The following is a 20,883-nucleotide window of genomic DNA, read 5'->3' on the forward strand; positions in this document are numbered from 1 at the left end:
GTGCTGCTGGCGACGGATGACGGTGCCGTGGTGGCTGCGGCGCACGCGGGCTGGCGCGGACTGGCTGGGCAGGGCGGGCAGGGCGTGCTGGAAGCGACTCACGCAGCCATGAAAGCAGATGCCCGCACCCTAGCATGGCTGGGCCCCTGCATAGGGCCTTCTGCTTTTGAGGTTGGCGCCGAAGTCAAGGCCGCCTTCGAAGCCGTCCAGCCTGAGGCCGCCCGACTGTTTGCCCCCACCGGCGCCGGCAAATACCTGGCCGACCTTCCGGGCCTGGCGCGACTGCGTTTGCAGGCGCTGGGCATTACCCGCATCTATGGCAATGACGGCAGCGATGCCTGGTGCACCGTGCGCAATCCCGCGCGGTTTTTCTCGCACAGGCGCGACGCTGGGCCGGCGGGCAACGGCTTTGGCACGACGGGGCGCATGGCCGCCTGCATCTGGCGCGCCYGAAGCGCTGCCCTCAGGGGCTCTTGGGAGTTTCTTGCGCGGCGGGTATGTGGGCTTGCGCCGCTTTCTCGCGGGCCGCGTCTTCGGCTGCAGTTTGCTGCAGGCGTTCCTGCGCCGCGCGCTTTTTGAGCGCCTTGCTGCGCGCGGGCGCACCCATCAGGTAAACCACCAATGCCACAGGTCCCAGTCCATAGAGTACAAAGGTAACCAGTGCCCCCAGAACCGTGCCGTTGCTGTTTGTAGCTTCAGCAACGCTCATCATGAGCACGACGTAAATCCAGGCGATGACAACCAAATACATAAATACTTGAAACTGTGCGTGCAGTCAGAAATTTTTAAAGCAAATCCTACGATACTGGTGGTGTACTCAAAGAGTCACCGAGACTCAATACGATCGGGGAGATAAATGAATTCTGACGCAAACCGGGCCCAGGCGGCCCGTCAGATGCAAGAGACCTTTGCCGCGGGCCTGCAACAGGCCATGGGCGCAATGGCCGGCGCCGGTCTGCCGGCGGGCTTTGGGTTCGGCAACGGCGCCAATGGCACCAGTGGTGCGAACGGCCTTCAAGGCCTGCCGCAATTGCAGTTCGACCCGGCCAAACTCCAGGAACTGCAACAGCGCTACATCGCGGACGCCTCCGCGCTCTGGAACCAGGGCCTGCAGGACGGCGCAGACTCCCTTGTTGCCTCCGACCGCCGCTTTTCAAACGAAGCCTGGAAGGCCAACCCGGTCTCGAAATTTTCCGCCTCCACTTACCTGCTGAACGCCCGCACCCTGATGGAGCTGGCCGAAGCCGTGCAGGCCGACGCGAAGACGCGCGCACGTGTGCGCTTTGCCGTCGAGCAATGGATGGCGGCCACAGCCCCCAGCAACTTCCTGGCGCTCAACGCTGAGGCGCAGCAAAAAGCCATCCAGAGCCAGGGCGAAAGCATTGCCCAGGGCCTCACCAACCTGCTGCACGACATGAAGCAGGGCCATGTGTCCATGACCGACGAGCGTGTGTTCGAAGTCGGCAAGAACGTGGCCACCACCGAAGGCGCGGTGGTGTTCGAGAACGAATTCTTCCAGCTGCTCGAGTACAAACCGCTCACGGCCAAGGTCTATGAAAAGCCTTTCCTGCTGATCCCGCCCTGCATCAACAAGTTCTACATTCTTGATTTGCAGCCCGAGAACTCGCTGATCCGCTATGCGGTCAGCCAGGGCCACCGCACGTTTGTGGTCAGCTGGCGCAACCCCGACGAGTCCATGGCCGGCAAGACCTGGGACGATTACATCGAGCATGCCGCCATCAAGGCCATCGAGGTGGTGCAGGAGATCACCGGCGCCAAGACGCTGAACGCCCTGGGCTTTTGCGTGGGCGGCACCATCCTGGGCACGGCGCTGTCGGTGCTGGCCGCGCGCGGCAAAAAGCCGGTAGCCAGCGCCACTTTGCTCACCTCTTTCCTCGATTTCAGCGACACCGGCATCCTGGACATCTTCATCGACGAGACCTCGGTCAAGTACCGCGAGGCCGAGATGGGGCAGGGCGGTTTGCTTAAGGGCCAGGACCTGGCGTCCACCTTCAGCTTCCTGCGGCCCAACGACCTGGTCTGGAATTATGTGGTGGGCAACTACCTCAAGGGCGAAACACCGCCACCCTTTGACCTGCTCTACTGGAACAGCGATTCCACCAACCTGCCCGGGCCTTTTTACGCCTGGTATTTGCGCAACACCTATTTCGAAAACAACCTCATCAAACCCGGCAAGGCCGTGGTGTGCGGGCAGAAGGTCGACTTGCGCAAGGTCGACATCCCGGTTTACCTCTATGGCTCGCGTGAAGACCACATCGTGCCGATAGGCGGCGCCTACGCCTCCACCCAGCACCTGCCGGGCCCCAAGCGCTTCGTGATGGGGGCCTCGGGCCACATCGCAGGCGTGATCAACCCGCCGGCCAAGAAAAAACGCAGCTACTGGACCCGCGACAAACTGCCTCAGGGCAAATTCCCCGCCACCCAGGCCGAATGGCTCAAGGGTGCGACCGAGCACCCCGGTAGCTGGTGGACCGACTGGTCGGACTGGCTCAAGGGCCACGCCGGCAAGCAGGTTGCCGCGCCCAAGTCCTACGGCAGCCGCAAGCACCCCGTCATAGAACCCGCGCCGGGCCGCTACGTCAAGGCCAAGGCCTGAGATACCCGCCGCGCGCAGGCCGTCATTATTTTTTAAAAACCACTCCATAAACTTCAAAAAGGGAAACACCATGGAAGACATCGTTATCGTTGCAGCCGGCCGCACCGCGGTGGGCAAATTCGGCGGCTCGCTGGCCAAGATCTCCGCGACCGAACTCGGCGCGGCTGTCATCAAGGGCGTGCTGGAGCGCTCCGGCCTCAGCGCCGACCAATTGGGCGAAGTCATCATGGGCCAGGTGCTCACGGCCGGTGTCGGCCAGAACCCGGCGCGCCAGGCCGTCATCAAGGCCGGCTTTCCCAACGGCATTCCGGGCCTGACCATCAACGCGGTCTGCGGCTCGGGCCTGAAGTCCGTCATGCTGGCGGCCCAGGCCGTGGCCACGGGCGACAGCGAAATCGTGATTGCCGGCGGCCAGGAAAACATGAGCGCCGCACCGCACGTGCTCAACGGTTCGCGCGACGGCCAGCGCATGGGCGACTGGAAGATGGTCGACTCCATGATCGTCGACGGCCTGTGGGACGTCTACAACCAGTACCACATGGGCATCACCGCCGAGAACGTGGCCAAGAAGTACGAGATCAACCGCGAAGCGCAGGACGCACTGGCCCTGGCCAGCCAGACCAAGGCCGCCGCCGCGCAGGACGCCGGCAAGTTCAAGGATGAAATCATCCCCATCACCATTCCCCAGAAGAAGGGCGACCCGGTGGTGTTTGCCGCCGACGAGTTCATCAACCGCAAGACCAGCGCCGAAGGCCTGGCCGGCCTGCGTCCGGCGTTTGACAAGGCCGGCGGCGTGACGGCCGGCAATGCCTCGGGCCTGAACGACGGCGCCGCCGCCGTGATGGTCATGACGGCCAAGAAAGCCGCCGCGTTGGGCTTGAAGCCGCTGGCGCGCATCGCCAGCTACGCGACGACCGGCCTGGACCCGGCCTACATGGGGATGGGCCCGGTGCCGGCCTCGACCAAGGCGCTGCAGCGCGCGGGCTGGAAACCCCAGGACCTCGACGTGCTCGAAATCAATGAAGCCTTTGCGGCCCAGGCCTGCGCGGTCAACAAGGAAATGGGCTGGGACACCAGCAAGGTCAACGTCAACGGCGGCGCCATCGCCATCGGCCACCCGATTGGTGCGTCCGGTTGCCGCATTCTGGTGACGCTGCTGCACGAGATGGCGCGCCGGGACGCGAAAAAAGGCATCGCCAGCCTGTGCATTGGCGGCGGCATGGGGGTGGCCCTTACCCTCGAGCGCTGAGCTTGAGGTCACAATGACCCAACCGGCACATATCGTGCATGGGAAGTTGGGACATGCAACGGTATTCAGGCAGTTAAGACAGTTATAGACAGTTCAAAAAATCAATCAAGGAGATCGCAATGGCAAAAAAAGTAGCGTACGTCACGGGCGGCATGGGCGGCATTGGAACCGCCATCTGCCAGCGCCTGGCAAAAGACGGTTTCACGGTCATCGCGGGCTGCGGCCCCACGCGCGACTATGCCAAGTGGCTCGATGAGCAGAAGGCCCTGGGCCACACTTTCTACGCCTCGGTGGGCAATGTTGGCGACTGGGACTCCACCGTCGCGGCCTTCGACAAAGTCAAGGCCGAGCACGGCCCGGTGGCCGTGCTGGTCAACAACGCCGGCATCACGCGCGACGGCCAGTTCCGCAAGATGAGCAAGGCCGACTGGGATGCGGTGATTTCCACCAACCTCAACAGCATGTTCAATGTGACCAAGCAGGTCATCGAGGGCATGATTGAAGCGGGCTTCGGCCGCATCATCAACATCTCCTCGGTCAACGGCCAGAAGGGCCAGTTCGGCCAGGTGAACTACTCCACCGCCAAGGCCGGCCTGCACGGCTTCACCATGGCGCTGGCGCAGGAAGTCGCGTCCAAAGGCGTGACGGTCAACACCGTGAGCCCCGGCTATATCGGCACCGACATGGTCAAGGCGATCCGCCCCGACGTGCTGGAAAAAATCGTCGCGGGTGTGCCGGCCAAGCGCCTGGGCCAGCCCGAAGAAATCGCCTCCATCATTGCGTGGATCGCGTCCGAAGAAGGCGGCTATGCCACTGGCGCAGACTTCTCGCTCAACGGTGGCCTGCACATGGGCTGAGTGCCGTTGGCGCGCTTGCCGCGCTTGTTGAAAAACCCGCCTTGGCGGGTTTTTTTATGGCTCAGCGCAAAAAAGGAAGGACGCGGAAAACTCAGGGCAGGGGCTCGAAAGAAACATAGCGTCCCTTCACGTCCAGCACGGTGCCGGGCTTCTCGGCCGTTTCCGCCGCTTGCTGGAATCCCAGCGACAGGAAGATGCCGTGCTCCGGCAGCCAGACATAGTCCGAGCGGCGCTCGGCGGACTGCTCGCTGGTATGGCTGGTGCAACTGACCTTGGCGTAGGAGCCGGTGAAGCCGGTGCCTATCGCCGCACCGTCCACCTGCCCGGAGCGTTCACAGTGTCGGCTGCTCTGGTAGCGCGTGGTCTGCAGCGTCAGGCTCTTGCCGTCGGTGTCGGACAGCCTGTCCATGGTGAGATCCAGCTTCCAGGCGGCTGCGTCGGGCGTTCCGCCTTCCAGCGTGCTTTTGAGGGCTTGCACCGAGTCGTTGTACCAGCCGACCCGGCCCATGAGATCGTGCACCAGCGGCGCGACTTCCCTGCTTCGTGTGTGCACCGAAAACAGGTTGCGAAACAGCACGTAGCGCTCCTGGTAGACCACGCTGCGGCCCCCCAGGTCGAACCAGTCGTCCTGGCGCATGACCAGGCCGCTGCCCATGGGTTGCAGGGTCACGCGAATCTCCACCTCCAGCTGGCCGGACGGCGAGGAATAGCTGCGCCGGGTGGCGTACTTGAATGAGCGTGTGACGGGTTTGCCGAACGAAGCGTCCAGCGCGGCCGCGTTGGCGACCACCTGGGGCGAAAGATCCGAGAGCGCCAGCGGCTGGTAGGGGTGCAGGTAGGCGATCACCGCCAGCGCCAGGGCGACCAGCGTCAACGGCGCCCACCAGTAGCCGATCCACCGGTTTCGCATGACGGATGACGTGGGGTTCGGCATGCGGCCATTGTAGGCAGGGGTGTGCGGCCGGGCCCCTGGTTTTACCCTTGATGATGGGTTTGCCGGCTTCGCCCGCGGTCCGCCAGAGCCTCTCACGGCAAACACCCTGTAAAGCTGTGGGGACTTGGCGGGTGAGCACCCAGGCGACTGTAGTAAATTAAATCAACGTGTTCTACGGGGACAGCCCGCCTGCCGGGCTGCGTCGCAGGCCTTCCTTGGAGTCTTGATGGGCTCTTAACCGTTTTCTAAAAGGAATCCTTCCCGCATGCCCCACAGCGTCTCCCTGATCAGCACCATCGCCGCCGGCCTGGGCCTGGCCTTGATCTTTGGCTTTCTTGCCGTGCGGCTGCGTTTGCCCGCGCTGGTGGGTTATCTGCTGGCGGGCGTGATCATCGGACCCTTCACGCCCGGCTTTGTGGCCGACGCCGAGATTGCCAGCCAGCTCGCCGAGATCGGCGTGATGCTGTTGATGTTCGGCGTGGGTTTGCATTTCTCGCTCGACGACCTGTTGGCAGTGCGCAAGATCGCCGTGCCCGGCGCAGTCGTGCAGATGACGGTGGCCACCGCGCTGGGCATGGGCCTGGCCCATTGGTGGGGCTGGAACCTGGGCGGCGCGCTGGTGTTCGGCCTCTCGCTTTCTGTGGCCAGCACCGTGGTGCTGCTGCGCGCGCTCGAAAGCCGCGGCATCCTCGATTCGGTCAACGGGCGCATCGCGGTGGGCTGGCTGGTCGTCGAAGACCTGGCCATGGTCCTTGTGCTGGTGTTGTTGCCGCCGCTGGGCGGCTGGCTGTCGGGCAAGGTCGATGCCGACGTCAACGCGCTGTGGAAAACGCTGGGCATCACGCTGCTGCAAGTGGGCGGCTTTGTGGCCCTGATGCTGGTGGTCGGGCGGCGCTTTTTCCCCTGGGTGTTGTGGCAGGTGCAGCGCACTGGTTCGCGCGAGCTGTTCACGCTGTGCGTGGTGGCAGCCGCCGTGAGCATTGCCTTCGGCGCCACGGCGTTGTTTGGCGTGTCTTTCGCGCTGGGCGCTTTTTTTGCCGGCATGGTCATGCGCGAATCCGAGTTCAGCCACCGCGCCGCCGAAGAGTCGCTGCCGCTGCGCGACGCTTTCGCCGTGCTGTTCTTTGTGTCTGTGGGCATGTTGTTCGATCCCTGGGTGCTGCTGGAGCGGCCGCTGCAGGTGCTGGCGGTGGTGGGCATCATCATCGTCGGCAAGACGCTGGCGGCCGGCGTGCTGGTGCTGGCTTTTCGCTACCCGCTCAACACGGCGCTTACGGTCTCGGCCAGCCTGGCGCAGATCGGCGAGTTCTCTTTCATCCTGATCGGGCTGGGTGCTACGCTGGGCTTGTTGCCTGCTGAAGGCCAAAGCCTGGTGCTGGCGGGCGCGTTGATCTCGATTGCACTGAACGAGCTGGTGTTCAAGGCGGTGGCGCCGCTGCAGAAATGGATACTGGCCAAGTCACCGCTGGCGCGCAAGCTCGAAGCGCGTGACGACCCCACGGCCGAACTGCCGGCCACGACCGAGGAGAAATATCTGTCCCATCATGTCGTGCTGGTGGGTTACGGCCGGGTGGGGCGGCGCATTGCCGAAGCGCTCAAAGCCCACCACGTCCCCTACGTGGTGGCCGAGCAGAACCGCGAGGCGGTGGAGCGGCTGCGGGAGCAAGGCACTGCGGCCGTGTCCGGTGATGCGGTGGAGGCCGAAGTGATGGTGCAGGCCCACATCGCGCAGGCGCGCATGCTGGTCATCGCCACGCCCGACACGCTGGACGTTCGGCAGATGGTGGCGACGGCGCGGGCGCTCAACCCGGCCATTGAAATCGTGGTGCGCACCCACAGCGAGACCGAGGCGCGGCTGCTCGACAGCGAAAACGCCGGCAAGGTCTTCCTTGGCGAGCATGAACTGGCGCAGTCCATGACGCGCCATGTGCTGGAGCGCTCCGGCGCGGCCGCGGCGCCGGGCGCAAGCCACTAGTGCCTCAGGCCGTGGCGAGCGGCGTGTCGATGAAGGGCTTGATGTTGCGCATCGCGCGTGCGACGTAGTCTTCTTTTTCTCCCACGGGCGCGACGTAATGCATCGCGCCATGCGCCTCCGCCAGGCCCACCAGGCGGGCAATGACCCAGGCGGCCAGGTATTGCGAGGCCAGGCAGCCGCCCGCCGTCGCCACATTGCCCTTGGCCACAAAAGGCTGGTTCAGCACGGTGACACCGGCTTCCTCCACCCAGGGTTTGGTCGTCAGGTCGGTGCAGGCCGGCACACCGGCAACCAGCCCGAGTTTCGCCAGCACCAGCGTGCCCGAGCACTGCGCGCCCAGCAGCTGCCGCGAAGGGTCCAGCCGCAGCTGCGCCATCAAGGCCGCATCGGCCACCACCTCGCGCGTGCGCATGCCGCTACCGACGATGACCGCGTCGGCGGCGCTCGCCTCGGCCAGCGATGCCTGCGCCTCGAGCACCACGCCGTTCATGGACTTCACGCGCGCCGAAGGGCTGGCGATTGACACCCGCCAACCCGGCTTCTTGACGCGGTTGAGGATGCCGAGCGCGATCAGCGAGTCAAGTTCATTAAAGCCTTCAAAAGTGAGGATGGCGATGTGCATGGTGGCGGTTTCTCCGTGCCGGGTTGAGGTTCAGGTCAGCCAATCGCAGTCGCCCTGGCCCGCAGCACGGCCGAGCGCACCAGTGCCAGCCTGTCGTTGCCGAAGTACATGTCTTCGCCCACAAAAAAGGTGGGCGAGCCGAAGGCGCCGCGGCGTATGGCTTCATCGGTGTTGGCCTTGAGCTGCTCCTTGATGTCGGGCCGGGCGATGCCCGCCATAAAGGCCTCGGCATCGATGCCCACTTGCCGGCAAATCGCACCCAGTACTTCGTCCTGCGAGATGTCTTCCTCACGCGTGAAGTAGGCCGCGAAGCAGGCTTCGATAAAGGCGAGGTAGTGGGGTTGGGCTGCGGCATCCTGCGCGATCCAGAGGCAGCCGCGCATCGCCTTGACGCTGTTGACCGGGAACACCTTGGGCGGGAAGGCGATGGTCAGGCCCGCCTCGCGCGCGTTGTCGCGCACGTCCTTGAGCATGTAGCGGTTTTTGGACGTGTCCATGTCTTCGCGCGCCGCATAAATGCCTTTGTTGACGCTGTTGAAGATGCCGCCCACCAGCACCGGTTTCCAGACGATGGTCTCCTGGAGTTCGGAGGCCAGCGGCTGGATGTTGCGAAAGGCGATATAGGTCCAGGGACTGGAGCAGTCGAAGAAAAATTCAATCATGGGTTTGTCTCTTTGTCTTTGCTGGGGAGGTCAGGACACCTTGTGCGCGCCGTCGCGCACGCTTTGCGCGGTCTGCCCGAACAGGGCTTTGCGCGCTTCCTCCGTCAGGGCTGGCGCGCGCAGCTCCTTGCCCAGGTCCAGCCCGCGTTTGACGGCCGGCCTTTCAAACAAGGCGTCGTACCAGCGCTGCACATGCGGGAATTTTTGCAGGTCGACTTGCTGGGCTTTGTGCGTGCGCACCCAGGGGAAGATGGCCATGTCGGCGATGGAGTAATCGGCGCCGGCCACAAACGCGCCCGTGCGGTCCAGCTGTGCGTCGAGCACGCCGTAAAGCCGGTCCACCTCCTTGCCGTAGCGGTCTATCGCGTAAGGGATTTTGTCGGGCGCGTACAAAAGAAAGTGGCCGTTCTGCCCCGCCATGGGCCCCAGCCCGCCCATTTGCCACATCAGCCATTGCGTCACCTGGTAGCGCTCGCGCAGTCCTGTGGGCAGGAAGCGCCCGCTTTTTTCGGCCAGGTAGAGCAGGATGGCGCCGCTCTCAAATACCGGCACGGGCGCACCGCCCCCTGGGGGCGCATGGTCGACGATGGCGGGCATGCGGTTGTTGGGGCTGATGGCCAGGAACTCCGGCGTGAATTGTTCGCCCTTGCCGATGTTGACGGGTTGCAGGCGGTAGGGCAGGCCGCATTCCTCCAGCATGATGGAGATCTTCCATCCGTTGGGTGTGGGCCAGTAGTGCAGGTCGATCATGGGAATTCTCGTGCTTGTGAAATGTTTTAAATCAGATGAGCCAGCTGCGGGTGGTCGGCGGCAATGCGCCGGGCTTCGCTGCCGCCTGGCGCCATCATCTGGAAGTCGGTGAAGTCAAAGCCCGGACCCACCATGCAAGCTACCAGTGTGAAGCCTGTGCCTGCGGCGGCGTCGCCGACCCGGGGCCTGGCTGCTTGCCAGAGGCCGGCCGCTATGGCCTGCTGGGGAAGGGTGGCGCCGCCAACGGGGCCCAGGAGCGTACCGTGCAGTCGGCTGTCCGCCGCGTCCCAGGTCCAAAGATCCAGAGGTGCGCCCTCCAGGTGTACCCATACCTCGTCGGACAGCACGCGATGCCAGCGCGAGTGCTGCGCGGCTTCGAGCAAAAAGTAAATCGAGGTCAGGGCGCTGCGCGCAGGCCTGCCGTCCTGCGGCATGACCTGGCCCGCCGAGCGGAACACCTCGCGGTACCAGCCGCCCTCGGGGTGGGCTTGCAGCTGCAGCTGTTCAATCAGCTGCCGGGCGCGGGTTGTGGGGGTGAGATTGGCATGGCTGGGCTGGGGCATGAGGCGCAGTTTGCCTCAAACCCCGGGCCTGCGGCGGGCTGGCGCGATTTCGCCGCTGCTATTCCAGGTCTTCAATGGCCAGGCTGTGGTACTTCTGCGCGTAGGAGAACGGCACCTTGCGCACCACCTCCATGGTGCGCTCCGTGGCTTCTTTGTTCGGCACGGGAATCATCAGGGCGTGATGGCCCTCGCGCGCGAGATCCACGTATTTGTGAACCGTGGCGCCTTCGGTGCCGACGCGTGGCAAGCGAACATCGGAGTGGCCATCCGCGCGGCTGATTTCCCCGATGATCTCTTCGGGCGTCAGCAGCATGACGCCGTCGCTGCTCACCTCCAGCTCATCGGCCACGTGCCTGGCATCCTCCGCGTCCGGGAACATGATGAAGGCGTAGCCGGTGGGATAAAACACACCGCCCATACTGAGCATTTTTTTGGTCAGTTCAAAGTGCTTCATGGCGAGTCCTTTCATGCATTGCGTTGCAACAACGAATCATTAAGGCGCGGAAATTGTCAATTTCCGGTCAGCCATCACATCCTGTTCCTGTCAGACGTGAACGTCAAGATAGGAGGAGCCCCCACGCTTTTCACTTCGAGCCTGCGGCGCGATGCCCCTTTCCTGACGAATGGGGGCGCTGCGCCTGCGGCCTGGCCCTTCGGCAGGCTCAGGACAGGCCAAGGCCCGTCCCGCGGCCCTTGCTGGCGAAGACAGGTCCCCAACCCGCCTTGGGAGGCTCGATGGGGCCAGTTGCTAGTTCAGCTCTTCAAGCTTGATGGAGGGGTCCGCCATTACCCGAACCGTGCTTTGCAGCCCTTGCAGGATCTGGTTGGCGAAGAAGCTGCTCTGGGTGTCGGGCTCCAGGGCCGCCATCACCAGGTTGGCCAGGGGCTGGTTGAGCGGCACATAGTAGCTGCCGCGGGGCGCGTCGACCACGCCGCGTGCCAGGCTGACCTGCACCTTGATGATGGCGTTGCCGTCGGCAATGGCGCCTCGCACGTCCTGGCGTTCACCCGAGGTGCTGGCGGTTTCTCGGTAGCTGTCGCCCAGCATGGAGCCCTGCTCGGCAACACGCATGACCTGCACGCCGTGCAGGCGCAGCCGGTCGACGGCCACAGTGGACGCTGCCGACAGCCAGTAGCCGCAAGGCCGGGCCCGTGCCTTGAGGGTGCGCAGCGCCAGCGCGGAATCCCAGTCCACGCTGACGGCCTTGTCGGCACCGGTAACCGGGTCCAGCATCAGCAGTTCGTACTGGGCGGCGGTGGGGCCGGCTTCGACGACGGCCTGCTCCTTGCAGGCCTGGCCGCTGACTTCCTTGTCGAGATAGGGGCGCAGCTGCTGCAGCTCGTTGGCGCGCTGGGCCGTGCTGGCCAGCACGCTGGTAATCGCCGTGACCTGGGTGTGAACGCGACGCTGGATGTGCAGCCGGCCTATGCCGACGCCGCGGGTTTCTATCAGCAGGCTGACGGCGTTTTTCAGGCCGTTCACATTGCGGCCGGTGTCGGGCTGAGTGCCGCCCATGGAGATTTTTTTATCGGCGAGGTCGCCGGAAGTGGTGTAGTACCACTCGCTGCTGAGATTCTGGCCTTTGAGCGCGGCCAATAACGGGCGCCGGTACCACTCTTCGGCCGCCTTGGTCAAAAACTCGGGCAGGTTGGCGGTGGTCGCGTACTGGAACAGTGCGTCGAACTTCTGCACCGCGCCGAATTTCTGCAGGTAGCGGCCCACCACTGTGTATTCGTGGGCATCGACCACCACGGTCGGTTTGTAGTCTCGCTCCAGCCGTGYCAGCGCCTGGGCTTCCGGTGTGTTGAGCAGCAGGTGGTCCCGGTTCATGTCCAGTCCGCCGCTGGTGGCGCGCTGGTCGATGGCACCGCCGTCGGGATTGGCGCGTGGAACGATCACCACATTGATGCGCTCCAGCGCGGGTTGCAGCAAGCCCTGGGCGAGTTCCCGCGCAATCACCAGCAGCGCCTCGCTGCCGGCCGGCTCGTCGCCGTGCTGCTGGCCGACCAGCAGCACCGTGGGTTTGCCGGCGGCCTGCATGACGGCCGGGTCGGTGCCGCCCGCGCGGGTCAGGACCAGCGCCTCCAGCGCTTCGCCGCGTTGTGAGCGGCCTATCGTCAGCACGCTGGCCCTCACGCCCGGCGTGCGCGTGGCGGCGCTTGCCTGGTCTCGCAGCCAGGCCTGGATTTCAGACTGGGTGGTGAAGGCGCTGCGGCCGGCCTGCAGGCCAGGTGTGTTGTAGATCACCGCGGGCGCGGGGAAACGGGCGGCCACCGCGGCGCTATAGGGGGCGGGCGCCTCGGCCTGGCCCGTGGGCGAAGAAGGCCGTACGGCCGGCGCTGCCGGTACGGGCGTCACCTGGACGGTGCTGGGCGGGATCACCGGCGATGAAGGGCGCTGCGCGGCCGGCGCGGCGGCAGGCTGGGCAGAAGGCGGTGTCCAAGGCGGCAGCGGAACGGAGCTGCAGGCGGCCAGCAGGGCCAGCGGCGCCAGCAGGACCAGCGGGCGCAGGTGCCGGCGGGTACGCGGGGCAGGGAGCTGTGTCGTCAGGGTTCGCGGCAGGGTGGTCGTCATGGGTTTCTGCGCCTCAAGCGTGGCCAGATGCTGTGGATGGACTGTCCATGTTACCCGCCCTGCAAGGCTGGCGGCACCCCGGTTTGCGTCGGCGCCACAGTGTTGGGACTGCTTCGTGTTTTCCTACATGACACTCCCGGTGCGTCCCACACCGGGGGCTCTGTGGCCAACCTAAATTGATTCCAGCGGCTGGCCTTGCGGCCGCTTTCATTTGCAAAGCCGATCAACGACGACCAACCCAAAGAGGAACCCCATGAGCAAAGCACCCCCCAAAAAGAATGACGCCGTCGACCTGCTCGACGCCGACCACATCGCCGTCAAAAAGCTTTTCACCGCCTACAAAAAGCTGAGCGAAGGCAACGCACCGGCCGAAGAAAAGCGTGAACTCGCCGACCGGATCTGCCAGGAGTTGACGGTGCACATGCAGATCGAAGAGGAAATTTTCTATCCGCAAATTCGCGCAGCCCTCAGCGACGATCCCTTGCTGGACGAGGCCGAGGTGGAGCACAGCACGGCCAAGGACCTGATTGCGCAAATCTCGGGCATGGACCCCGAAGACGACCTGTATGACGCCCGGGTCACCGTGCTGGGCGAATACATAGACCACCACGTCAAGGAAGAGCGCGAGGAAATGTTCCCCAAGGCCCGCAAGACGGACATAGATCTGGTGGCCATGGCCGAAGAGCTCAGCCAGCGGAAACTGGCGCTGATGGAAGAGTTCAAGACCGCTGAGGTCTGACGCTACCCGGGCGCAAGACCCCGCGCCACCGCCGGCAGGGTGCTTTCTGGGAAAATAGGGGCATGTCTGCCCCGTTTACCCCTGAGCGCTCCGCCGGCGTTTCCGCGTTTTCCGCGTCCAGCTCTCCCTGGCGGCTGAGTGTCGCCCCCATGATGGATTGGACCGACAGGCATTGCCGGCATTTTCACCGGTTGCTGTCGCGCCATGCCTTGCTTTACACCGAGATGGTGACCACGGGTGCGTTGATCCACGGCGACGTGGAGCGCCACCTGCGCTTCAATGCGGAAGAACATCCCGTGGCCTTGCAACTTGGCGGCAGCGAGCCGGCCGACCTGGCGCAGTGCGCCAGGCTGGGCGAGCAATGGGGTTATGACGAAATCAACCTTAACTGCGGCTGCCCGAGTGAACGCGTGCAGCGCGGTGCTTTTGGCGCCTGCCTGATGGCCGAGCCGCAACTGGTGGCCGATTGTGTGAAAGCCATGGTCGACGTGGTCGACGTGCCGGTCACGGTGAAGCACCGTATAGGCATCGACAAGGCTGAAAGCTACGAATTCGTGCGCGACTTTGTGGGCACGGTCAGCGAGGCCGGCTGCAAGGTTTTTATCGTGCATGCGCGCAACGCCTGGCTCAAGGGCCTTTCGCCCAAGGAAAACCGCGAGGTGCCGCCGCTGCGGTATGAGCTTGTGCATCGCCTCAAGCGTGAGTTCCCGCAACTGGTGATCTGCATCAACGGCGGCATCAACACGCAGGAAGAGGTGGCCGGGCACCTGGCCGCGCTCGACGGCGTAATGATCGGCCGCGAGGCTTATCACAACCCCTGGTGGCTGGCGTCCTGGGACGCCGCCTTCTTCGGCGCTGCCGAGTCCCTGCCCACCCGTGAGACCGTCGAAGCCCAGATGTGCGATTACATGGTCCGCGAGGCAGCCGAGCACGGCACGCCCAAAAGCGCCATTGCGCGCCACATGCTGGGTTTGCGCAATGGGCTGCCCGGTGCGCGCCGCTGGCGCCAGGTCTGGAGCGACCATCGCCTGCGCGACATGCCGCCGCATGCCGTGATGGCGCTTGCGCATGAAATGCCGGCCTCGTCCCCATCGTCGCTTGCCGACACCAGCGCCATGGCCGATGCCTGATTCCGCGCAGAAACAGGCGCGCCGCGCGCTGGCCTTGCTCTGGCTGGTGCCTGCGCTCTGGACGGTCAACTACATCGTGGCGCGCAAGGCGCCCGGCGTGATCGGTCCCTATCTGCTGGCTTTCGGCCGCTGGGGCCTGGCGGCACTCTTGCTGCTGATGCTGACCCGATCCGAGCTGTGGCGCGAGCGCGGCCATATAGCCAGGGCGTGGTGGCAGTACATCGTGCTGGGCACCCTGGGCATGATGATCTGTGGCGCCTGGGTCTACCAGGGCGCGCGTTCCACCGGCGCGATGAACATCGCGCTCATCTATTCCGCTTCACCGGTGCTCATCGGCCTGGGCGCGGTGATCTGGCTGGGCGAGCGCCTGGCCTTGCGCCAGGGCCTGGGCGTCTTGCTGGCCATCCTGGGCGTGGTGCACGTGGTGGTCAAAGGCCAGTGGACCGCGCTGGCCGGCGTGCAGTTCTCCGCCGGAGACTTGTGGATCGTGGCCGCTACGGTGTCGTGGGCGGCTTACGCCTTGCTGCAAAAGCAGTGGCCCAGCCCGCTGGGTGCCACGGCCCGTCTGGCAGCCATCTGTGTGGGTGGCACTCTGGTGCTGCTGCCCTTCACTTTGTGGGAAATGTCACGAGCCGATGCCCTGCCGCTGAGCGGCTACGGGTTGGTGTTGATCGTGGTGGCCGCGATAGTGCCGGGGCTGGGCGCCTACTGGATTTACGGCTGGGCGCAAAAAATCCTGGGCGCCAGCCGTGTGGCGGTGTCGCTTTACCTGGGGCCGCTTTACGCAGGGCTTGCTGCGTGGGGTGTGCTGGGCGAGCCGTTGGGTTGGCACCACGCTGTGGGTGCTGCATTGATACTGCCTGGCGTCTTTTTTGTAACGGGCGCCGGCAAAGGGCTGACGAAAAAACATTCAAGGCCGATACTGACAGAAGGCGCTTGAAATTCCCGACACGCGTTGGCGATTTCAGCTTGCGGCCTGCTGTCTGCTCGTGCAACGCGTGTGCATGAGTTTTGTCTTTTGAAGGCGGCCGGCCCTCCAGATGAACCGCAGCGAAAGCGCTGCGTTGTTCGGAAAAACCTCCTGAGCTGCTTGAATAGTTAGGCACCACGCTATTGAAAAAATAGCAAGTTCAACGGTGGGGCTGACGGGAACGCGCTGCTTCCTGCATGTGCAAAGGACGAACACATCTTTCGCATTCGTTAAAAAATACGCTGTACCTATTCGCGCATTTGGAAAATAATGAAGTCGAATGTTCGTTGGAACTTTCCCTTGTGGCGGCGATCTATCAGTCACTTGGTGTGAAGCAACAGTTCGATGCACAGCGCGGAATCTGGAGCAGATTTCCATCACGAGTCGGGGTTCTTCGGGTCTCGCGCGCAAAGGAGGATTTATGGATGTCGTCCGTAATTTTCTGACGCGTTATGAACAGACGCGAGAAGAGGAACTGTCCATCGAGGACTACCTCGATGCCTGCAAACGCGATCGTCTTGTTTACGCCACCGCGGCTGAACGCATGCTCGCCGCCATCGGCGAGCCGGAGCTGCTCGACACGCGGCATGAGCAGCGCCTGTCGCGCCTGTTCGGCAACAAGGTCATCAAGATCTACCCGGCCTTTCGCGACTTTTACGGCCTGGAGGATCCCATCGAACAGGTGGTTTCCTACTTCCGCCATGCCGCGCAGGGCCTGGAAGAGAAAAAACAAATCCTCTATCTGCTGGGGCCGGTGGGCGGCGGCAAATCATCCATCGCCGAACGGCTGAAACAGCTGATGGAGCAGGTGCCGTTTTATTCTTTGAAGGGCTCGCCGGTCAATGAGTCGCCGCTCAGCCTGTTCAACAACGCCGAAGACGCGCCCTTGCTCGAATCGCAGTACGGCATTGCGCCGCGCTACCTGCAGCGGGTGATGTCGCCGTGGGCTGTCAAACGGCTTGAAGAGTACGGCGGCGACATCCGGCGTTTTCGCGTGGTGAAGCGCTTCCCTTCGATTCTGAAGCAATGCGCGATTTCCAAGACCGAGCCCGGCGACGAAAACAATCAGGACATCTCCTCACTGGTCGGCAAGATCGACATCCGCAAACTGGAAACCTACGCGCAGGACGACCCGGATGCCTACAGCTATTCCGGCGGCCTGTGCCTGGCCAACCAGGGCTTGCTGGAGTTCGTCGAGATGTTCAAGGCGCCCATCAAGGTGCTGCACCCCCTGCTGACCGCCACCCAGGAAGGCAACTTCAAGGGCACCGAAGGCTTTGGCGCGATTCCCTTCGACGGCATCGTGATGGCGCACTCCAACGAAAGCGAATGGAAGGCGTTCAAGAACAACCGGAACAACGAGGCCTTCCTGGACCGGATCTACATCGTCAAGATTCCGTATTGCCTGCGTGTTTCGGAAGAGGTGAAGATCTATGAAAAGCTGATCCACAACTCTTCGCTGCACGAAGCGGTTTGCGCGCCCGGCACCTTGAAGATGATGGCGCAGTTTGCCGTGCTGACGCGGCTGAAAGAGCCCGAAAGCTCCAGCATTTTCAGCAAGCTGCAGGTGTACGACGGCGAAAATCTCAAGGACACCGACCCGAAAGCCAAGAGCTACCAGGAGTACCGCGACTATGCGGGCGTCGATGAGGGCATGAATGGGATCTCGACGCGTTTTGCGTTCAAGATCCTGTCCAAGGTGTTCAACTTCGACTCCACCGAAATCGCGGCCAACCCGGTGCACCTGATGTATGTTCTGGAGCAGCAAATTGAGCGCGAGCAGTTCCCTCCGGAGACCGAGCAGAAGTACCTGGCCTATATCAAGGAAGTGCTGGCCATGCGTTATGCCGAGTTCATCGGCAAGGAAATCCAGACGGCCTACCTGGAGTCCTATTCGGAATACGGCCAGAACATTTTCGACCGCTACGTGACCTATGCCGACTTCTGGATCCAGGACCAGGAGTACCGCGATACCGATACCGGGGAAATTTTCGACCGCTCGGCGCTCAATGCCGAACTCGAAAAAATCGAGAAGCCGGCCGGCATCAGCAATCCGAAAGACTTCCGCAACGAGATTGTCAATTTTGTGCTGCGCGCGCGGGCCAACAACGCCGGCAAGAACCCCTTGTGGACCAGCTATGAAAAGCTGCGGACCGTGATCGAGAAAAAAATGTTCTCCAACACCGAGGACCTGTTGCCGGTGATCTCCTTCAATGCCAAGGCCAGCGCGGACGAGCAGCAAAAGCACGAGGACTTCGTCAACCGCATGGTCGCCAAGGGTTACACCACGCGGCAGGTCCGCCTGCTGTGCGACTGGTACTTGCGGGTACGAAAGAGTTCCTGAGGCCGCGGCGCGCCGCCGCGCGTGCCATGTGCAATGTGTCGTGTGTATGTTGTGACCGGAGATCACTGTGCTCCAGCAAGTCATTGACAGGCGGTTGGCGGGAAAGAACAAGTCGATCGGCAACCGCGAGCGTTTCCTGCGCCGCTTTCGCGAGCAGATACGGGATACCGTGCGCCGCGCTATCGCGGGCCGCAGCATCCACGACATCGAGCAGGGTGAGGACGTCACCTTGCCGCGGCGCGATGTTTACCAGCCGGTGTTCGGGCATACCGGCGGCACGCGCGAGAGCGTGCATCCCGGCAACCGCGAGTACGTGCGCGGCGACAGGATCGCCAAGCCCAAGGGCGGTGGGCAGGGCGGCGGCAGCGGCGAGGCCAGCCCCGATGGCGTGGGCGAGGACGACTTTGTCTTTCGCATCACGCGCGAAGAGTTCATGCAGTATTTCTTTGATGACCTTGCACTGCCCGACCTGATTCGCACCCAGCTTTTGCCCGATGCGCCGGAATGGAAGTCGCGCCGTGCGGGTTTTATTTCCGATGGAACGCCGACCAACCTGCACGTGGTGCGTTCCCTGCGGGTCGCGCTGAGCCGGCGCATCGCCATTGGCGGTGAGTCACGGCGGCAATTGCATGAGCTGGAGGCACAGCTGGCGTTGGCCCTGCGCGAGGTGCCCGGGTCGCCCAGCGAAATTCTGGCGCTGAAAACGCAGATCGACACGCTGCGCCGGCGGCTCAAGACGATTCCCTTCTTCGACCCGTTTGACCTGCGCTACCGCAACCGGGTCAGGGTGCCGCAGCCCAGCGCCAAGGCAGTGATGTTTTGCCTGATGGATGTCTCGGGTTCCATGGACGAAACACGCAAGGACATTGCGAAGCGGTTTTTCATCCTGCTGTACCTCTTCCTCAGGAAGCACTATGAAAAGACCGATGTCGTCTTTATTCGCCACCATACGCAGGCAACCGAGGTGTCTGAAGAAGAGTTCTTCCAGTCCACCGAGACCGGCGGCACCGTGGTTTCCAGCGCGCTGGCCCTGATGCACCAGATCATCCAGGAGCGTTACCCCCCGAGCGACTGGAACATCTATGGCGCCCAGGCTTCCGACGGCGACAACTGGCACCAGGATTCGGCCCGATGCCGTGAGCTGCTGGTCGGCAAGCTGCTGCCGGTATCGCGGTATTTCGCTTATGTCCAGGTCGGCGAAGAAGACCAGAACCTCTGGGAGGAGTACACCCGGGTGCAGGAAGACAACCGAAACTTTGCGATGCGCAAGGTTGGCGCCGCGGACGAGATTTTCCCGGTGTTCAGGGAGCTGTTCAAAAAAGGCGTCAAGCCATGACAAAAACCGCGAGAAAACCTGCCGAAGTGGCGGCGCCTGGCGTGCAGGGTGTGGGGCGGCGGCGCGCCTGCCTGCCCAGCCCCTCCGACTGGTCCTTCGAATTGATCGAGCTTTACCACGGCGAGATTGCGCGAACGGCGAAGTCCTTCGGCCTGGACACCTACCCGGTGCAACTCGAAGTCATCACCGCCGAGCAGATGATTGACGCCTATGCGTCGGTGGGCATGCCGGTGAACTACCGGCACTGGTCCTTCGGCAAGGAGTTCATTTCGACGGAGAAAAATTACCGCCGCGGGCAGATGGGGCTGGCCTACGAAATCGTGATCAACTCCAATCCCTGCATCGCCTACCTGATGGAAGAAAACACCATGCCCATGCAGGCGCTGGTGATGGCCCATGCCTGCTACGGACACAACTCCTTCTTCAAGGGCAACTACCTGTTCCAGATGTGGACCGATGCCGCCGCCATCATCGACTACCTGGTGTATGCGCGGGCCTACATCACCGAGTGCGAGGAGCGCCACGGCTGGGAGCCGGTCGAGCAATTGCTGGACTCCTGCCACGCGCTGATGAGCCACGGCGTGGACCGCTACCAGCGCTCGCAAAAGCTGTCGCTCGCGGAGGAAGAGGTGCGCCGCAAGGACCGTGAAGCCTATTTGCAGCAGCAGCTCAATGATCTTTGGCGCACGGTGCCCAAGTCAGCCGACAAGCCGGCCGAAAAACCCAACCGGCGCTTCCCGCCGGAGCCGCAGGAAAACATCCTGTACTTCATCGAAAAAAATGCGCCGCTGCTGGAGCCCTGGCAACGCGAGGTGATCCGCATCGTGCGCAAGATCGGCCAGTATTTTTACCCGCAGCGCCAGACCCAGATCATGAATGAAGGCTGGGCCACGTTCTGGCATTACACGCTGCTTAACAAGCTTTACGACGACGGCTTGCTGACCGATGGCTTCATGATCGAATGCCTTCGGTCGCATACCAATGTCGTTTACCAGCCGCCGGTGACGCACCCGGCCTACAGCGGCGTGAATCCCTATGCGCTGGGTTTTGCGATGTTCAGCGACCTCAAGCGTATCTGCGAATCCCCGACGGATGAGGACAGGCTATGGCTACCCGACGTGGCGGGCTCAGACTGGCGGGAGACGCTGGACTATGCCATGCGGCATTTCCGCGACGAGAGTTTTATCGGGCAATACCTGTCGCCGCATCTGATACGCGAGTTCCGCCTTTTCTCGGTGGTGGATGATGCCAACAAGTCCGAGCTCGAAGTGGCGGCCATCCATGACGCCGACGGTTACCGGCATGTGCGCGAAGCGCTGTCGCGCCAGAACGACCTGAACCACCGCGAGCCCAACATCCAGGTCTGGGACGTCGACGTACGCGGGAACCGCTCATTGACCCTGCGCCACAGCCGCCACAACGACCGCACGCTCACCGACGATGTGCAGGAGGTCATCAAGCACGTCGCCCGGCTCTGGGGTTTCAGCGTTTTGCTTGAAAGCGTGGACAAGCACGGCAAGGTGGTGCAGCACTGGGAGGCGTTGCCGCCCGCTTGAGATC

General features: G+C 63.2%; 18 protein-coding genes. 11 read left to right on the top strand and 7 right to left on the bottom strand.

What is annotated here, in order from left to right:
* From AC1DXS_RS21855 to phbB, 4 genes are all read left to right on the top strand, one after another.
* Window positions 1-579: purine nucleoside phosphorylase YfiH/LACC1 family protein (locus tag AC1DXS_RS21855; protein ID WP_477739559.1), on the top strand; the 579-nt coding region annotated here is incomplete at its 5' end.
* Window positions 580-856: 277 nt separating this feature from the next.
* Entirely contained in the window at window positions 857-2,617 is a 1,761-nt protein-coding gene (phaC, locus tag AC1DXS_RS21860; RefSeq protein WP_477739560.1) for a class I poly(R)-hydroxyalkanoic acid synthase, read from the top strand.
* Window positions 2,618-2,687: 70 nt separating this feature from the next.
* The gene (locus tag AC1DXS_RS21865) at window positions 2,688-3,866 is read left to right on the top strand and encodes an acetyl-CoA C-acetyltransferase (protein WP_477739561.1); all 1,179 of its coding nucleotides are present in this window, start codon (window positions 2,688-2,690) and stop codon (window positions 3,864-3,866) included.
* A 119-nt stretch (window positions 3,867-3,985) separates the two neighbouring features.
* The gene (gene phbB / locus AC1DXS_RS21870) at window positions 3,986-4,723 is read left to right on the top strand and encodes an acetoacetyl-CoA reductase (protein WP_477739562.1); all 738 of its coding nucleotides are present in this window, start codon (window positions 3,986-3,988) and stop codon (window positions 4,721-4,723) included.
* 91 nt (window positions 4,724-4,814) lie between these two features.
* Here phbB and AC1DXS_RS21875 read toward each other — a convergent pair whose 3' ends face one another.
* Window positions 4,815-5,657 carry a hypothetical protein gene (locus tag AC1DXS_RS21875; protein WP_477739563.1) on the bottom strand — a complete coding sequence of 281 codons (843 nt, stop codon included), beginning with the start codon at window positions 5,655-5,657 and terminating at the stop codon, window positions 4,815-4,817.
* Between the two features lie 265 nt (window positions 5,658-5,922).
* Here AC1DXS_RS21875 and AC1DXS_RS21880 point away from each other — a divergent pair, with 265 nt between their 5' ends.
* Window positions 5,923-7,632: a cation:proton antiporter domain-containing protein gene (locus AC1DXS_RS21880; RefSeq protein ID WP_477739564.1), complete on the top strand. Its 1,710-nt coding sequence runs from the start codon at window positions 5,923-5,925 to the stop codon at window positions 7,630-7,632.
* 4 nt (window positions 7,633-7,636) lie between these two features.
* On the opposite strand, the gene AC1DXS_RS21885 is transcribed toward AC1DXS_RS21880, so the two are convergent.
* From AC1DXS_RS21885 to AC1DXS_RS21910, 6 genes are all read right to left on the bottom strand, one after another.
* Window positions 7,637-8,254 carry a DJ-1/PfpI family protein gene (locus tag AC1DXS_RS21885; RefSeq protein ID WP_477739565.1) on the bottom strand — a complete coding sequence of 206 codons (618 nt, stop codon included), beginning with the start codon at window positions 8,252-8,254 and terminating at the stop codon, window positions 7,637-7,639.
* Window positions 8,255-8,289: 35 nt separating this feature from the next.
* Window positions 8,290-8,916 carry a DsbA family protein gene (locus AC1DXS_RS21890; protein ID WP_477739566.1) on the bottom strand — a complete coding sequence of 209 codons (627 nt, stop codon included), beginning with the start codon at window positions 8,914-8,916 and terminating at the stop codon, window positions 8,290-8,292.
* Window positions 8,917-8,946: 30 nt separating this feature from the next.
* Window positions 8,947-9,666 (bottom strand): glutathione binding-like protein, encoded by a 720-nt coding sequence (locus AC1DXS_RS21895; RefSeq protein ID WP_477739567.1) that lies wholly within the window; start codon window positions 9,664-9,666, stop codon window positions 8,947-8,949.
* 26 nt (window positions 9,667-9,692) lie between these two features.
* Window positions 9,693-10,229, bottom strand: a complete 537-nt coding sequence (locus AC1DXS_RS21900) for a cupin domain-containing protein (protein ID WP_477739568.1) — start codon at window positions 10,227-10,229, stop codon at window positions 9,693-9,695.
* A 58-nt stretch (window positions 10,230-10,287) separates the two neighbouring features.
* Window positions 10,288-10,683, bottom strand: coding sequence for an RNA-binding protein (locus tag AC1DXS_RS21905; protein WP_477739569.1), 396 nt, complete (start codon window positions 10,681-10,683; stop codon window positions 10,288-10,290).
* A 294-nt stretch (window positions 10,684-10,977) separates the two neighbouring features.
* The gene (locus tag AC1DXS_RS21910; protein ID WP_477739570.1) at window positions 10,978-12,804 is read right to left on the bottom strand and encodes a M14 family metallopeptidase; all 1,827 of its coding nucleotides are present in this window, start codon (window positions 12,802-12,804) and stop codon (window positions 10,978-10,980) included.
* A 253-nt stretch (window positions 12,805-13,057) separates the two neighbouring features.
* Between AC1DXS_RS21910 and AC1DXS_RS21915 the strand changes: the two genes are divergently transcribed.
* The 6 genes from AC1DXS_RS21915 to AC1DXS_RS21940 all read left to right on the top strand — a co-directional run bounded on the left by AC1DXS_RS21915 (window position 13,058) and on the right by AC1DXS_RS21940 (window position 20,879).
* Window positions 13,058-13,543 (top strand): hemerythrin domain-containing protein, encoded by a 486-nt coding sequence (locus AC1DXS_RS21915; RefSeq protein ID WP_477739571.1) that lies wholly within the window; start codon window positions 13,058-13,060, stop codon window positions 13,541-13,543.
* A 149-nt stretch (window positions 13,544-13,692) separates the two neighbouring features.
* Window positions 13,693-14,673 (top strand): tRNA dihydrouridine(20/20a) synthase DusA, encoded by a 981-nt coding sequence (gene dusA / locus AC1DXS_RS21920; RefSeq protein WP_477739595.1) that lies wholly within the window; start codon window positions 13,693-13,695, stop codon window positions 14,671-14,673.
* Window positions 14,666-15,613, top strand: a complete 948-nt coding sequence (locus AC1DXS_RS21925; protein WP_477739572.1) for a DMT family transporter — start codon at window positions 14,666-14,668, stop codon at window positions 15,611-15,613. The genes dusA and AC1DXS_RS21925 overlap by 8 nt, the downstream gene beginning before the upstream one ends.
* Window positions 15,614-16,064: 451 nt before the next feature.
* Entirely contained in the window at window positions 16,065-17,987 is a 1,923-nt protein-coding gene (locus AC1DXS_RS21930) for a PrkA family serine protein kinase (protein ID WP_477739573.1), read from the top strand.
* Window positions 17,988-18,048: 61 nt separating this feature from the next.
* Window positions 18,049-19,323 carry a YeaH/YhbH family protein gene (locus AC1DXS_RS21935; RefSeq protein WP_477739596.1) on the top strand — a complete coding sequence of 425 codons (1,275 nt, stop codon included), beginning with the start codon at window positions 18,049-18,051 and terminating at the stop codon, window positions 19,321-19,323.
* Window positions 19,320-20,879, top strand: coding sequence for a SpoVR family protein (locus tag AC1DXS_RS21940; protein WP_477739574.1), 1,560 nt, complete (start codon window positions 19,320-19,322; stop codon window positions 20,877-20,879). The genes AC1DXS_RS21935 and AC1DXS_RS21940 overlap by 4 nt, the downstream gene beginning before the upstream one ends.
* The last annotated feature ends 4 nt before the right edge of the window (window positions 20,880-20,883 follow it).

This window comes from Polaromonas sp. P3_B1 (genome assembly GCF_056402935.1).